The organism is Nocardia brasiliensis, from assembly GCF_042691675.1.
GTDB lineage: Bacteria > Actinomycetota > Actinomycetes > Mycobacteriales > Mycobacteriaceae > Nocardia > Nocardia brasiliensis_D.
Map to the genome: position 1 here is coordinate 6,091,308 of NZ_CP170507.1, position 14,757 is coordinate 6,106,064.

The 14,757-nt window shown below is 67.3% G+C and carries 12 protein-coding genes; 5 read left to right on the plus strand and 7 right to left on the minus strand.

The genetic code is table 11. The features are described 5' to 3' along the window. Positions 1-153: 153 nt before the first annotated feature. The gene (locus ACFK0J_RS28035; RefSeq protein ID WP_378732331.1) at positions 154-759 is read left to right on the plus strand and encodes a hypothetical protein; all 606 of its coding nucleotides are present in this window, start codon (positions 154-156) and stop codon (positions 757-759) included. Further along, positions 756-1,190 (plus strand): ferritin-like domain-containing protein, encoded by a 435-nt coding sequence (locus tag ACFK0J_RS28040; protein WP_378732334.1) that lies wholly within the window; start codon positions 756-758, stop codon positions 1,188-1,190. The genes ACFK0J_RS28035 and ACFK0J_RS28040 overlap by 4 nt, the downstream gene beginning before the upstream one ends. Positions 1,191-1,263: 73 nt before the next feature. Here the strand turns inward: ACFK0J_RS28040 and ACFK0J_RS28045 are convergent, their stop codons facing one another. Both ACFK0J_RS28045 and ACFK0J_RS28050 read right to left on the minus strand, forming a co-directional pair. Then, complete coding sequence (locus ACFK0J_RS28045) at positions 1,264-3,015, minus strand: acyl-CoA dehydrogenase family protein (protein ID WP_378732337.1); 1,752 nt, start codon at positions 3,013-3,015, stop codon at positions 1,264-1,266. 160 nt (positions 3,016-3,175) lie between these two features. Continuing rightward, positions 3,176-4,933: a proline--tRNA ligase gene (locus ACFK0J_RS28050; RefSeq protein ID WP_378732338.1), complete on the minus strand. Its 1,758-nt coding sequence runs from the start codon at positions 4,931-4,933 to the stop codon at positions 3,176-3,178. Positions 4,934-4,991: 58 nt separating this feature from the next. Here ACFK0J_RS28050 and yaaA point away from each other — a divergent pair, with 58 nt between their 5' ends. Further along, on the plus strand, positions 4,992-5,735 hold the full coding sequence (yaaA, locus tag ACFK0J_RS28055; RefSeq protein ID WP_378732341.1) for a peroxide stress protein YaaA: 744 nt from the start codon (positions 4,992-4,994) through the stop codon (positions 5,733-5,735). Between the two features lie 18 nt (positions 5,736-5,753). Here yaaA and ACFK0J_RS28060 read toward each other — a convergent pair whose 3' ends face one another. The 5 genes from ACFK0J_RS28060 to ACFK0J_RS28080 form a co-directional block, all read right to left on the minus strand. Further along, a complete protein-coding gene (locus tag ACFK0J_RS28060) occupies positions 5,754-6,734 on the minus strand; it encodes a DMT family transporter (RefSeq protein WP_378732344.1) in 981 nt (326 codons plus the stop codon). Further along, positions 6,707-7,756: an iron-containing redox enzyme family protein gene (locus tag ACFK0J_RS28065; RefSeq protein WP_378732347.1), complete on the minus strand. Its 1,050-nt coding sequence runs from the start codon at positions 7,754-7,756 to the stop codon at positions 6,707-6,709. The genes ACFK0J_RS28060 and ACFK0J_RS28065 overlap by 28 nt, the downstream gene beginning before the upstream one ends. Next, entirely contained in the window at positions 7,743-8,720 is a 978-nt protein-coding gene (locus ACFK0J_RS28070) for a hypothetical protein (RefSeq protein ID WP_378732350.1), read from the minus strand. The genes ACFK0J_RS28065 and ACFK0J_RS28070 overlap by 14 nt, the downstream gene beginning before the upstream one ends. A gap of 591 nt (positions 8,721-9,311) precedes the next feature. Beyond that, positions 9,312-9,989 carry an NADPH-dependent F420 reductase gene (locus ACFK0J_RS28075; RefSeq protein WP_378732353.1) on the minus strand — a complete coding sequence of 226 codons (678 nt, stop codon included), beginning with the start codon at positions 9,987-9,989 and terminating at the stop codon, positions 9,312-9,314. A gap of 77 nt (positions 9,990-10,066) precedes the next feature. Next, positions 10,067-11,635, minus strand: coding sequence for a PucR family transcriptional regulator (locus ACFK0J_RS28080; RefSeq protein ID WP_378743084.1), 1,569 nt, complete (start codon positions 11,633-11,635; stop codon positions 10,067-10,069). 167 nt (positions 11,636-11,802) lie between these two features. Between ACFK0J_RS28080 and ACFK0J_RS28085 the strand changes: the two genes are divergently transcribed. Both ACFK0J_RS28085 and ACFK0J_RS28090 read left to right on the plus strand, forming a co-directional pair. Next, entirely contained in the window at positions 11,803-13,293 is a 1,491-nt protein-coding gene (locus ACFK0J_RS28085; RefSeq protein WP_378732356.1) for a CoA-acylating methylmalonate-semialdehyde dehydrogenase, read from the plus strand. A gap of 47 nt (positions 13,294-13,340) precedes the next feature. Beyond that, positions 13,341-14,708, plus strand: coding sequence for an aspartate aminotransferase family protein (locus ACFK0J_RS28090; protein WP_378732359.1), 1,368 nt, complete (start codon positions 13,341-13,343; stop codon positions 14,706-14,708). The last annotated feature ends 49 nt before the right edge of the window (positions 14,709-14,757 follow it).

The following is a 14,757-nucleotide window of genomic DNA, read 5'->3' on the forward strand; positions in this document are numbered from 1 at the left end:
CCTGGTTCAGTTGTCACGGCGGTGGGGAAATTTCTTCAACCGAAGGTCTAGCGTAACGCGCCCAGAGAGTGTAAAGGACCAGCGGGCAGGCAGTACGCGCGCCACGACGATGCCTGGTCCGGGGCTGCCCCGCGAATCTGGCACGATGGTGCCGTGCCCATCCGCCCTCCAGCGCCGCCGACCGCCCTGCGCACCTCCGGCATCCCCGCCGACCGGCACGAATCCAGGTTCAGCCTGGACCGCCGCAGCATGTTACGGCTCGCCGGTGGCGGCACGATCGGCGTCCTCGCGCTCGGCGCGACAGCGGGCTGCGGTGCCGACGAACCGGTGCACGACCCGGATCCGCTTGCCGCGCAAGAAGTTCAGGCCCGCACCGACGCCGCGGCGGCAACCGCCGCGATCGCGCTGGCACCGCAGCGGCACAGCGCGCTGACCGCGATCGCGACCGAAAGGACCGCGCACGCAGACGCTTTGCGGGCCGAGATCGACCGGGTGATCGGCGTTTACGGGGACGGCACCAAGCCGGTCCACCGCACCCGCACCAACGACGCCGCGCAACCCTCCGGCCCCGCCGCCGTGGCATCCGGTACGGGCGTACCACCCACCCCGCCGCCGAGCGTCGACGCCCTGCGCGCTCAGCTCACCAAGTCACGTCAGGCGGCCGCGGACCTGGCCCGCACCCAGTCCGGCTACCGGGCGGGCCTGCTCGCCTCGATCAGCGCGGCCTGCGCCGTCCAGGCAGGGGTGTTGCTCGCATGACCGAAGCCGAACGCGAAGCACTGCTCGACGCATTGCACGCCGAATACGGCGCGGTGTACGCCTACGGCGTCATCGCCGCGTACGCCTCCCCCGAACGTGGCCGCCTCGTCGCCGAGAACACCGCCGCACACCGCGCCCGCCGGGACACCACCATCGACGCTCTCACCGCGGGCGGCGCCACCGTGCCCCCGCCGGATGCCGCCTACACGGTCCCGTTCCCGGTCACCGACCCGATCCCGGCCGCCCAACTGGCCGTCACGGTGGAAACCGACACCGCCGTCGCTTGGCGCTCCGTCGTCGAACGCGCCGATTCCGAAGCCATCCGCCGCATGGGTATCGAAGCCCTCACGGAATCCGCTGTCCGCCTGGCCACTTGGCAAGCCATTCTCGGCACCAACCCACCAACGGTGGCCTTCCCCGGTAAAGCCTGACCGAGCCCAGCCGCGCATTGCACGAAGGCCGGACCCGAAACGAGTGCGGGACCGGCCTTTTCGCTGGGTCGGACTACGGGCGCATTTCGTACGCGCCGTCGTAGGACGCGACCTCGGCCCACACGCGGTCGAAGCGCGGGCGGTCGGCGACCGGGGGACGCAATGCCGACGCGGCCCACCCCTGCTGGTCGGGGGTGGCGGAGGGCTTGCCGTAGAGAGTGGTGGCGTAGGTGTTGAAGTCGCGGATCTGGAAGTCGAAGATCTGGTCGAGCAGATCGCGGTCCAGGCCGGTGATCGCGGCCTGCTCCAGGATCAGCTGGCCGTAGACCACCAGGGAGAACAGATGGCCGATGGTCAGCATGAAGTCCAGGTCCTTCTGCTGGTCGGCGTCCGGTGCCGCGGTGGTCAGCAGCGTGCGCAGGGCCTGGGCCTGCTCGAAGAACCGGCCCACGTTCGGGACGTCGGCGTGCTTCTCGTAGACCGGCGTCCAGTCGGCGAACTGCACCTTGCCCGCGCCGCGAGCGGGGCCCTGGCGCCAGAAGAACTCGTCGTCGGCCGCGTCCTGGCGGGTGCCGATCTCCGGGTACTCCTTCGGGTTGAACAGGTAGTTCGGCATGAACTTCAGGATCTGCCCGACATTGACGTGCACCGTGCCCTCGAGCCGGGGCAGCGTATTGATCAGCCGCGCCACCTCGGCGAAGTAGGTGTTCTTCTCGAATCCCTTGGCCGCCAGCACATCCAGCAGCAGCGTCATCACCGTCTCACCCTCGGAGGTCACCTTCGACTTCGTCATCGGGTTGAACAGCAGGTAGCGCCGGTCCGCCAGGCTCGCACTGCGGAAGTAGTCGACGGCCCGGTCGCTGAACAGCTTCATCGCCACGATACGGGCGTAGGCGTCGACGAAATTCGTTCGCACGTGCGGGAATTCGGTGACCGGGTTGCCGTAGAGAATGCGATTGTTCGCGTGCGTGATCGCCTCGTAGAAGGAGTGCTCGACCATGCCGATGCCGCCGTGGCACAGATTGAACTTGCCCACGTTGACGGTGTTGAGCGCCGCCGAGAAAGCTTCGGGGCCGGTGTGCAGGATGTCCTGCGCACGCACCGGATAGTTCTCCAAACGGAAGGTGCTGACGTACATCTGCTGGTGTACGACGTTGCCGAGCAGCCGGTAGTTCTCGTGCCTGCTGTCCGCGGCGAACCACACGTACCCGTCCGCGCCCTCGATGTCCGCGCGACGCGAGAACACCGAAACCATGCTCGCCACATTGCCGTTGCCGATGTAGTACTTCTCACCGTTGGCGCGGAACAGGATGCCCGCCTCCGCATCGGCGCTACCCGGCTCGCTCGGGGTCAGCACGAGATCGGTGTTGTAGATGTCGGCGCCGTGCTCCCGCTCGGACAGCCCGAACGCCATCACCTGTCCCTCGGCCAGGTCCGCGGCCGCCCGCTTCTTGGCTTCCTCGTTGTCGCTCTGCCAGATCGGGCCGAGGCCGAGAATGGTCACCTGCTCGGCGTACCAGTAGGCCAGCCCGTAGAAGCCGAAGATCTCCGACAGCGCCGCGTTGCGGGCCGCGTCCCAGCGCCGATTCTCGTCGCCGTCGGCGTAGGCGGCCGGCGTCAGGAAGGTCGCGAACAACTTCTCCCGCGCGACGAAGTCCAGGAAGTCCGCCGTCCACACCGCATCCGCGTCGTCGGCCAGCAGCTGCTGCTTGCCCCGCGACTCGAACCACTCGATGGTGGCCCGCAGCAGCCGCCGGGTCTCGGCGTCGAACTGCTTCGGGTCGTATGTGGCCGGGTTGAACAACAACGGATCGGTGCTCGTCATGCCGTTAACTTACCAGCGGGTAACAGCACTCCGGAGCCAGTCCGCCGTACCTCACACAGCAAATCCTGCCTACGCTCCCGTAGGTCCGTCGCGCGTGCAGCCGGGAAACAGAACGGCCCCGCTGGAATCCCATCGGGGCCGTTCTGTTCGATCGCTGAGACTAGCCGCGGACCTTGGCGACGACGGCGGCTACGGCCGAGTCGGCGGGGAGGTCTTCGGCTTCGCCGGTGAAGCGGTCGCGGAGTTCGACCTTGCCCTCGGCCCAGCCCCGGCCGACCACGAGGACCAGGGGCATGCCGAGCAGTTCGGCGTCCTTGAACTTCACACCCGGTGAGGCGGTGCGGTCGTCGAAGAGCACATCGAGGCCATGCGCATCGAGGCCTGCGACGACCTCCTCGGCGCCGGCCCTGGCCGCGTCGTCCTTGTTCGCGATGACGACGTGGACGTCGTAGGGCGCGACCTCGGCAGGCCAGCGCAAACCCTTCTCATCGTGCTGTTGCTCGGCGATCACCGCGACCATCCGGGAGACGCCGATGCCGTAGGAGCCCATGGTCAGGCGCACCGGCTTGCCGTTCTCGCCGAGCACGTCGACGTCGAACGCGTTGGTGTACTTCTGGCCGAGCTGGAAGATGTGACCGATCTCGATGCCGCGGGACGCCACCAGCGGGCCGCGGCCGTCGGGCGAGGGATCGCCGTCGCGGACCTCGGCGGCCTCGATGGTGCCGTCGGGGGTGAAGTCGCGCCCGGCGACCAGGCCGACGGCGTGCTTGCCCGGCGCGTCCGCACCGGTGATCCACGCGGTGCCGGTGACCACGCGAGGATCAACCAGGTAGCGAACACCGTTGGCCTGCAGCGCCTTCGGGCCGATATAGCCCTTGACCAGGAACGGGTTGGCGGCAAAGTCGGCCTCGGTGAGCAGTTCGACCTCGGCGGGCTCGACGGACGCGCCGAGGCGCTTGTCGTCGACCTCGCGGTCGCCGGGGATGCCGACGCCGAGGATCTCGGATTTGCCGTCCGGGTGGCGCAGCTTCACCATCACGTTCTTCAGGGTGTCGGCCGCGGTGACCGGACGCCCGAACTGTTCGGCGATACCCGCGCCGTTGGCCCAGTCGACGAGGGTCGCGATGGTGGGGGTGTCCGGGGTGTCGTGCACGACGGCCGCGGGCCGGCCCTCGATCGGCAGCGGCGCGGGCGCGGGCGTGACCACGGCCTCCACATTGGCCGCGTAGCCGGATTCGAGGCAGCGCACATACGTGTCCTCACCGACCGGACTGTCGGCGAGGAATTCCTCGGACGCGCTACCGCCCATCGCACCGGAGGTGGCCGCCACGATCACGTACTTGACCTGCAACCGCTCGAAGATCCGCTGGTATGCCTCGCGGTGCGCGTCGTAGCTGGCCTTCAGCCCGTCCTCGTCCAGGTCGAACGAGTACGAATCCTTCATGATGAATTCGCGGCCACGCAGGATGCCCGCGCGGGGCCGTTCCTCGTCGCGGTACTTGTTCTGGATCTGGTAGAGGGTGACCGGCAGGTCCTTGTAGGAGTTGTATTCGCTCTTCACGGTGAGCGCGAAAAGTTCTTCGTGGGTCGGGCCGAGCAGGTAGTCCGCGCCCTTGCGGTCCTGCAGGCGGAACAGACTGTCGCCGTATTCGGTCCACCGGTTCGTCGTCTCGTACGGATCACGCGGCAGCAACGCGGGCAGCGAGATCTCCTGGGCGCCGATCGCGTCCATCTCCTCGCGCACCACGTCCTCCACCCGGCGCAGCACCCGAAGCCCGAGCGGCAGCCACGAGTAGACGCCCGGCGCGACGCGCCGCACATATCCGGCGCGGACGAGGAGTTTGTGGCTGGGCACCTCGGCGTCGGCGGGATCGTCGCGCAGGGTACGCAGGAAAAGGCGAGAGAGGCGGGTGATCACGGATGCACAGGGTAGTCGCTGGCGCGGCGATGTCCCCAGCGCATTACCGTTATCGCTCGTGCTGGTGCTGCTGCCTCCTTCCGAAACCAAGTCCGACGGTGGTTCCGACGTGCCCCTCGACCTGGCCGCGCTGTCGATGCCGCAGCTCACAGCGGTGCGCGAGCGGCTGGTCGACGAGGTGAGCAAGCTCGCCACCGACCCGGACGCCACGCGCGCCGTGCTCGGTCTCGGCAAGGGGGCTGACAGCGAGATCGCCCGCAACGCGACCCTGCGCACCTCCCCTACCCGACCCGCGCTGGAGCGCTACACCGGCGTGCTCTACGACGCGCTCGACGCCCGCTCCTTCACGAAGGCGCAACGCGCCAAGGCCTACGCGCGACTCGGCATCGGTTCCGCGTTGTTCGGCGCGGTCCGCGCGGGCGACCCGATCCCGGCCTACCGCCTGTCCGGCGGCTCGAAACTGCCCGGCCTGCCCACCCTTTCGGCCGTCTGGCGCGACTCGCTCGCCGACGCCCTGCTCGCCGAGGCCGCCGGTGACCTCGTCGTGGACCTGCGCTCCGGCACCTACCAGCAGCTCGGCCGCGTGCCCGGCGCCGTCACCGCCAATGTCCTCACCGAACACCCCGACGGCACCCGCACCGTGGTGAGCCACTTCAACAAACACCACAAGGGCCTGCTCGCCCGCGCCCTCGTGCTCACCCGCGCCGAACCCACCGACGTCCGCGGCCTCGCCCGCGTCGCGAGCAAGGCGGGCCTGAAGACCGAAATTGCCTCTCCGACAGAGCTGCTGATCCTCACCTGAGGGTGCGTCCGCCGCGGGTCAACCTGCGCTCGCTCGCCCGGCGGCCGTCCCGGTCTCGCCGGGCTCGAGCGTTGGTTCGAGCGCGGCGTGCGATACCGCATGGTCGTCCGGCTCCGAACTCTCCAGCGACTCTCGTCGGTCGATGGCGTACTGCAGCGCCAGCGCGATGAATACGACCGCGGCACCGGCAATCTGATGCCCATACAGCACATCACCGCGCAGGCCGACGCCGAGCGCCAGCGCCACCAGCGGCATCAGATAGAAGGCGAGCCCGGCCTGCAACGGCCCCACCGTTCCGATCAACCAGTAGTTGAGCAGGAACGCCACGGCCGTCCCGACTCCCATCGCGACCAGCGAACCGATGACCGCGGCACTGGGATCCACCGGTTGCGCCAATTGCGGCGCGGTGACCACCAGCATCAGCAGACCGGCGACGATCGCCTGACTGGCCGCCAGTGCGACTTTGGAGTAGCCCAGCGTGCTGATCAGATGCTTCGCGTACGCATAGGCGACGGCGTAGCAGACAGCCCCTGCCAGACAGGCGAGTTGGCCCGTCAACGTCGAGCGCGACTCTTCGCCCCACGGTGCCATCAGCACGATGATCCCACCGAACCCCAGCACGGACGCGACGACCTCACCGCGGCTCCCCTTGTCCCGCAACAGCAGCCAGACCACCGGCAGGGACGCCAGCGGAGTCACGCTGTTGTAGATGCCCGCCATGCTGACGGAGACGTTCTGCTGACCCCAGGCGAACAACATCCAGGGCAAGGCCTGCCCGAGAATCCCCATCAGCAGCAGCCGCGCCCAGATGCCCCAGCCACGCGGCAGCTGCCGCCGCAGAGCCAGGCAACAGCCCAGCAGGATGGCCCCACCCAACCACAGTCGCGTTGCCACGATCTGCGACGGATTGGAGCCATCCAGTGCCAGTTCGACCAGCAGGAAGTTGGAACCCCAGATAGTCGCCAGTGCGATCAGAGCAAGGCGGCTAGCGGCGAGCACGTCAGCGCCCTTCCCGTCTCCACTGGATAGGCATCGGTGAAAATGCGCAGCCCGCCATCGGCGTACCAGGACATGATCTGGCCATCCAGCCGGGCGCGCAGCTCGATGATATCGACGACCGCCTTGGCGCATTCATTGAGTTCTTCGTTGCCGACGAAGGAGAACTCGGCGAGCAGATCGAGGGTGACGGCCTCGTGTTCCTCGTCCTCGTTCACGCCGGAATGGGCGGCGATCGGCTTGAAGAATTCCTCGGACAGATCGTTCTCCCGGCACCGGGCCAGGAACAGCTCGAGGAAGTCGGGTTCGGGTTCCTCCATCGGGAACAGCGTGCTGACAATGCCGAGCGGGAATTGGTAAGCGTGCACGCCCATCGTCGCCATGATGGACATCGTCGCGGGCAGCGGCTGCATCCGGAGCAGCTGCTCGCGGGTGATTCCGACGGCTTTCAGCGACTTCTCCAGCATCCGGTCGTGGTTGCGTTCGGCTTGATAGAAGGCCATGAACTGCTGCCAGACTTCGATGCCGATATCGTCGCGCGCCAACAGCGGGGCGAGCGCGCGTGGACACAAATGGGTGACGTGCCAGTATTCGATGGCGTAGCCGATGATCTGGTCTCTGCTCACCTTCCCGGCCACCAGCGCATCGGTGAACGGGCTGTTGATTGTCGCCCGCGCCGCATCGGCCGCACGCTTGAGCTGCGCGTAGGCGCCGACACCGGTGGTTCCGCTGCCCAGCGGGACGGTATCGGAGTCGGCCAGCATGCCTTGTTCATCGAGCGCTTCGAGTACCGCGTCGAATTCTTCCCTGCTGCCGGGGAATTCGGTCGCGAGGTCGTCGGCGGTGCGGGTGCCCGATGCCAATGCTTCGAAGAACTTGCGGGATTCGTCGGCACGTCCCTCGAGGTATTCGAGTTCGATCCAATGCTTGTCCGCCAGATACGACAGCCGGACACCGTCGGCCGTCTCGGTTCGCTCGACCTCACGGCGCAATGTCGGACGCCGCAGCAATTCATGGCCGGCCATCTTCAACTCCTGCAGTGGTAGTGACGGGTGACGAACCGATCGTGCGCACGAGCGGTCGATCGGGATCGCCGTAGTACTCGAGAATTCCGTTGAAGAACTCGGCGTAGGCCTCGACGAACAGATGCGCTTTACCCACCAGGCGCGCTTGCGTACCGGCCGGAAGTGGCGGCAACGCCGCGAAGAACTCCCGGCTCACGCTGCCGTGATCGTGGCCCGCGTTGACCCGCGCGTGCTGCCGCAGCGGTTCGACGAAATGCGTGGGAATACCCGCGGTGGCACAGGCGCGCAGGAACGAATCGTAGTAGGCCCCTTCGCCTTCGGCCTGTTCGAGACGTCCCTCGAGAATGCCGATGGTGGCGATGAAGAACAGCGGATCGGTGCGCGCCCACCAGGACAGCAATTTGATCAGGCCCGATGTGGTGGACAGTGGCCGGGCCGTCACCAGGTCCTGGCGACTGATTCCCAAGCCTTCGAAGGCTCGGACGACGATGTCGTCGTGCCGGTGCTCCTCATGGTAGAAGTCGTTCGCCATGGTGCGGATCGCGTCGCTGCTCGGATAGGACAGGATCGCGGAGTCGAATTCGCTTTCGCGGGAAAGGAAGAACCAGTTCTCCAGGCCGAACCCGTAATAGACGTTCGGCTCGACCTGCTCCGGATGATCGAGTATCGCCCGCCAGAACGGGCCGTCGAATATCAGTTCCTCGAGCAGCCGGTTCACGACGTGTTCGACACTGCTGAGCACAACCATCGGCGACTCGGCCTCGGGCACCGAGCGATCGGCGAGCAGGCCGGTGATCTGCGCGGGCAGCAGGATCGAGGTGAGTTTGTCCGGCGCGACTCCCGTCTTCGCCGAGATTTCCGAAAGGGAAGCTGATCCGTCGGCCGAGCGCAGCACCGCGCCTAGTTGTTCGGCGGTGATGTCGTCTTCCGGCTCGACCTCGAATGTCACCTCCCCGCTACGCAATTCGAGAGTATTGGCAGAGGTTTCCGATACTTCTGCCAAGAGGTGGGGCTTGCCGGGGATTGTTCGAGTCACCGCGCCGTCGACCTTTCGTACAAGGAATTCAAGGGGCGGGTGGGGCGCCCCGATCCAGGGCCGCCCCATCCTTACTCTGCTGCGGATCAGAGGTGAACCGCAGTCAGGGCAACAACTTTCGAAGTGCGACGAATTTTCATGACACCTCCCCTCGAGGAACCAGGCGCTCGGACGCCAACCGCTTGGTGGGCTGATGCCGAGCGGCTAACGGAATGTCCGATGATCGGACGAGCCAAGAATAACAGGATGTCTCGAATGTCGAGGCCAATTCTGTTGGCCCACTTGACATTTAGCGTGATAAGCCCCATTTCTAGGGGCATGACACGATGAGTTCCGTCAGCGGTGGAAGTTCACCACTGCCCGACCCGATACAGACTGTGCAATCAGCACAGCAATGGACGCCGAAGTAAGTAAGCAGTCACTTACTGGGCGAGCGCTACGGGCGGCGCGGCTGCGGATGGCATGGAAGAACCCGGGAGCAGGGGGGCGCTCCCGGGTTCGAGGTAAGAGGTGTAGGCGCTACTGCTGCGCGGCGGCCAGCAGCGCGCGGATCTTCTCGGCACCGGCGGGCGCCGCGGCGTTCTCCCAGAACGGAACTGCCGTCGCGTACGCATCCGCGTAGACCGGTGTATTCACCTGGAAACGCCAACTCTCGCTCAGCGGGCCCACGTCGACGGTGTCGTAGCCGAGCACGTCGAGCAGTTGTGCCGCCGCGGCTTTCGCGTCCGCGTCATCGCCCGCGATCGGCAGTGCCGTGCGGTCCGGCGCCCCGGCGGGGCGGGCCAGCGCGCCGAGGTGCACGAAGTAGATGTTGTTGAACGCCTTGACCACCTTCGAGGTCGGCAGATGCTTCTGCAACAGCTCGCTGCTTGTCGTCGTCCCTTCCTCGAGCTCGGGGAACGTCCCGTCCCGATCCGGGTAATAGTTGTTGGTATCGATGACGACCTTGCCCGCCAGCGGCGCCACCGGCACCTGCCGATAGTTCCGTAGCGGCACGGTCACCACCACGATGTCCCCCGCCGCGGCCGCCTCGTCGGCGGTCGCCGCCCGCGCCCGCGGGCCGAGTTCGGCGACGAGATCGGCGAGGGTCTCCGGACCGCGCGAGTTGCTGAGCACCACGTCCAGACCCGCGGCAATGGCGAGCCGCGCCACCGTGCCGCCGATATTCCCACTTCCGATCAATCCAAGGGTTGTCATAAGCGCTGATAACGACGCCACGGTCAGCGATGTTCCCGCATGCGCCGACGGCTGCGTCCGGGCGTGAGCCACGCCACTTACCGTGCGTCGGCGGTAGCTGTGAGGTCGCGGATGAGTAGTGCGGCGTGCAGCGAGGTGCGCGATTCCCCGTCTTCGAGATCGACGGCGAGAATGCGTTCGATGCGGGCCAGCCGGTCGTAGAGGGTCGGCCTGCTGATGTTGAGCCGGCGCGCGAGTTCGGTCTTGTTGCCCGCCAGGTCGAGGAACTGGCGCAGGGTGCGGGTCAGGTCGGCGGTGTGGCGAATGTCGTAGCGCAGCAACGCACTCAGCTCGGTTTCGGCGAAACGCTGGACGCCCGGCTCGTTGCGGATCAACGAGAGCAACCCGCGCAGCCGCACGTCGCCACTGCGATAGAACGGCCGCGGCACCGAAGTCTCCAGTGACAGCGCGACTTCCGCGACGTGCGCCGCGTGCGGCAGTTGGTGGGCGGTGTCGAGCAGCGAATCCGATTCCGCGCCGACTCCGATCACCACTCGCTCGACGCCGTCGACGCGGCGCACCTCACCGATGATCGCCGTACAGGCGGCCGTCAGACTGTCGTCGAGATCGCCGCTGCGCGGCAACGCGAGAATCATGCCGACTCGATCGCCCTGGTCGGCGGCGGCGAGCGCGGTCAGCTTCGCCAGCCCGAGGCCGTGGGTCACCGCGTCCAGGATGCCCGCGGCGCGGCGTTGCCTGGCGACCGGATCGGTTTCGGCGACCGCGGCGATATCGATGGCCAGCGGGACGTAGGCGGCGCGCCGGGCCAGGCCGAGCGCGGCGGCTCTGGCCACCGCGTCCCGCTCGTCCAGCACCCGCCCGTTGACCATGTCGTCGATGAGACCGGTCTGTGCCTGCCGGTGCAGGCCGAAGCGGTCCTTCTCGATCATCCGGTGCAACGTGAGCGTCTGGGCGGCCCGCTCCAGCACCATCCGGGCCCGGGCGGTGGGCACCCGGCCGGCCGGCAGGATCAGCCGCCCCCACCGCTGGGTGTGCGGGCCGACGGCCACCGCGTCCCAGCCGTCGGGCAGCAGCCGCGAGGTGGTCTCCCAGTTGTCCAGCAGCGCCGAGGTGGACGCGTGCCGGGCGGTCAGCGTGAGCACCCGATGCGCCAGGTCCTCCAGCACGACCGACGAATCGAGCATGCCCGCAGCGGTTTTCACGATCTCGGCGAGCGAGGCGCGGCGCACGCTGAGGTCGGTGAAGGTCTCGTGCACGGTGCGCGCGAATTCGAGTTCGGCGTACTGCTCGGCCACGATCACCCGGTGCACCGCCTCGGTGATCTCGACGAACCGGGTCACCTTGTGCAGCGCGATCAACGGCAGCCCGAGCGCGTCGGCGGTCGCGGCGACGACCGGCGCGAGTTCCGGCACGTACCCGCCCAGCTCGATCACCAGACCCGATACCCCGGCGGCGGCCAGCGCGGTCAGGTAGCCGACCGTCGCGATGTCGCCGTGGCTCATCGCCTGCCCGGTGGTCAGAATCAGTTCCCCGCCGACCAGCAACTGCGCCACATCCGCCACGTCACTCACGTGCACCCAGCGCACCGGGCGGTCCAGCGATGCCCCGCCGACGACCTGCGGCTCGCCGGCGCGCACCACCGGCATTGCCAGCACATCGGCCACGGAGGGAAGCACCGACGAATCGTAATACGAAATCGGAAATCACGTACATATCGTCGGGCCATCCGCCAAGGTTGATGCCGGAGAGTGGTAACCAGGGACGCGTCCATCCGCCGACGCACCGCGACGCTCACGGATCGAATCGAGGAGAAATGCAGACAATCGCGCACTGGGTCGACGGCAAGGCTTTCGCTGGCACCAGCGAGGCAACGGCGGCGGTGACCAATCCGGCAACGGGCGAGGTGACCGGGCAGGTCGCGCTGGCGAATGTCGCGGACACCCGCGCCGCCATCGACTCGGCCGCCGACGCCTTCCCGGCCTGGCGGGACACCTCACTGGCACGGCGCACCCAGATCCTGTTCCGATTCCGGGAACTGCTGAACGAGCGCAAGGAAGAGCTCGCCGGGCTGATCACCGCCGAGCACGGCAAGGTGCTCGCCGATGCGATGGGTGAGGTGAGCCGCGGCTTGGAGGTGGTCGAATTCGCCTGCGGCGTCCCGCATCTGCTGAAGGGCGGCTACACCGAGAACGCGTCGACGAAGGTGGACATCTTCTCCATCCGCCAGCCATTGGGCCCGGTGGCGGTCATCTCACCGTTCAATTTCCCGGCGATGGTGCCGATGTGGTTTTTCCCGCTGGCGATCGCCGCCGGAAACACGGTGGTGCTCAAGCCGAGCGAGAAGGATCCGTCGGCGTCGCTGTGGCTGGCCGCGCTGTGGGACGAAGCCGGTTTGCCCGCAGGCGTTTTCAACGTGGTGCAGGGCGACAAGGTCGCGGTGGACGAGCTGCTGGACAACCCGGCCATCAAGGCCGTCTCGTTCGTCGGTTCGACGCCGATCGCGCAGTACGTCTATCAGCGCGGCACGGCCGCCGGTAAGCGGGTGCAGGCACTCGGCGGTGCGAAGAACCACATGGTGGTGCTGCCGGACGCCGATCTGGATCTGGCCGCCGACGCCGCGGTGAACGCCGGATTCGGTTCCGCCGGTGAGCGTTGCATGGCGATCAGCGTGGTGGTCGCGGTCGGCGGCGCGGCCGACGAGTTGGTCGGCAAGATCACCGAGCGGGCCGCCACCATCAAGACCGGTGACGGCACCCGGGATGCCGATATGGGTCCGCTGGTCACCCGGGCGCACCGCGATCGGGTGGCCGAGTACATCGCGGCGGGTGAATCCGCCGGTGCCCGTGTCGTTCTCGATGGACGCGCGATAGCCGCCGATGGCGCGGCCGACGGATTCTGGCTCGGCCCGACGATTCTCGACCACGTCGGCACGGACATGAGCGTCTACACCGACGAGATCTTCGGCCCCGTTCTCTCGGTGGTACGGGTGGACAGCTATGACGACGCACTCGCGCTGATCAACGCCAACCCCTACGGCAACGGCACCGCCATCTTCACCAACGACGGCGGCGCGGCGCGGCGCTTCCACAACGAGGTGGAGGTCGGCATGGTCGGCATCAATGTGCCGATCCCGGTTCCCATGTCCTACTACAGCTTCGGCGGCTGGAAGAACTCGCTGTTCGGTGACTCGCACGCGCACGGTGCCGACGGGGTGCACTTCTTCACCCGCGGCAAGGCGGTCACCACGCGCTGGCTCGACCCGAGCCACGGTGGGCTCAATCTCGGGTTCCCGGAGAACAAGTAGTCACCGTCAAGTAGCCGATAGCACCAGTGACGCAGGAGAACTCGCCGATGACCCTCCCGAACGGATTGACCCCGGCAGCCGCCCGGCAGGCGGCGGCGCGCGCGTACGAGCTCGACCGGCGCCACGTCTTCCATTCCTGGTCCGCCCAGGCGCAGCTCGACCCGATGACGATCAGCGCCACCCAGGGCTGCTACGTGTGGGACGGCGAAGGCAACCGGCTGCTCGACTTCTCCTCCCAGCTGGTGAACACCAATATCGGCCATCAGCATCCGAAAGTCGTTGCGGCGGTGCAGCAGCAGGCGGCGAAGCTGTGCACCGTCGCACCGCAGCACGTGAACGACGCCCGCTCGGAAGCGGCCAGGCTGATCGCCGAGCGGACACCCGGCGAGCTGAACAAGATCTTCTTCACCAATGGCGGCGCCGAGGCCGTCGAACACGCGGTGCGGATGGCCCGGCTGCACACCGGTCGCTACAAGGTCTTGGCGCGCTACCGCTCGTATCACGGTGGCACCGAGACCGCGATCAACCTGACCGGTGATCCACGACGCTGGCCCAACGACCACGGCAACAGCGGCGTGGTGCACTTCTTCGGACCGTTCCTCTATCGCACGCAGTTCCACGCGGGCGATGAAACCGAGGAAACCGAGCGCGCTTTGGCGCATCTCGAGCAGACCATCGCGTTCGAAGGGCCGAGCACCATCGCCGCGATCGTGCTCGAATCCATCCCCGGCACAGCCGGAATCATGATTCCACCGCCGGGTTACCTGGCCGGTGTGCGGGCCCTGTGCGACAAGTACGGCATCATCTTCATCGCCGATGAGGTGATGTCGGGGTTCGGGCGCACCGGAAAGTGGTTCGCGATAGAGCATTTCGAGGGCGTCACGCCCGATCTGCTCACCTTCGCCAAAGGGGTGAACTCGGGGTACGTGCCGCTCGGCGGGGTGGCGATCAGCCCGGCCATCGCCGCGACCTTCGACAATCGGGCATACCCCGGCGGTCTCACGTATTCCGGTCATCCACTGGCCACCGCCGCCGCCGTCGCGACGATCACCGCGATGGCCGACGAAGGCATCGTCGAGAACGCCGCCGAGATCGGTGCGCGGGTACTCGGCCCCGGCTTGCGGGAACTCGCCGAGCACCACCCGAGCATCGGTGAGGTACGCGGCACCGGCGTGTTCTGGGCGCTCGAGCTCGTCCGCGATCGCGTGACCCGGGAACCGCTCGCGCCGTACGGTGCGACGAGTGCGGCGATGACCGAGGTCGTCGCCGCATGCCGGGCCGCGGGACTGCTGATGTTCGTCAATTTCAACCGGCTGCATGTGGTGCCGCCGTGCATCGTCAGCGAGGCCGAAGCGAAAGAGGGGCTGGCGATTCTCGACCGAGCACTGACCGTTGCCGACCAGCACACGTCCTGACCACCGGCGGCGGCCGGGGCACAGTGCGTCCCGGCTCTCGCCGGAATGG

Excerpts from the sequence above, each read along its gene's own strand:
- ACFK0J_RS28065 (WP_378732347.1), bottom strand. The coding sequence starts at position 7,756 with ATGGCCGGCCATGAATTGCTGCGGCGTCCGACATTGCGCCGTGAGGTC.
- ACFK0J_RS28085 (WP_378732356.1), top strand. The coding sequence starts at position 11,803 with ATGCAGACAATCGCGCACTGGGTCGACGGCAAGGCTTTCGCTGGCACC.
- ACFK0J_RS28045 (WP_378732337.1), bottom strand. The coding sequence starts at position 3,015 with ATGACGAGCACCGATCCGTTGTTGTTCAACCCGGCCACATACGACCCG.
- ACFK0J_RS28090 (WP_378732359.1), top strand. The coding sequence starts at position 13,341 with ATGACCCTCCCGAACGGATTGACCCCGGCAGCCGCCCGGCAGGCGGCG.
- ACFK0J_RS28040 (WP_378732334.1), top strand. The coding sequence starts at position 756 with ATGACCGAAGCCGAACGCGAAGCACTGCTCGACGCATTGCACGCCGAA.
- ACFK0J_RS28080 (WP_378743084.1), bottom strand. The coding sequence starts at position 11,635 with ATGCCGGTGGTGCGCGCCGGCGAGCCGCAGGTCGTCGGCGGGGCATCG.
- ACFK0J_RS28075 (WP_378732353.1), bottom strand. The coding sequence starts at position 9,989 with ATGACAACCCTTGGATTGATCGGAAGTGGGAATATCGGCGGCACGGTG.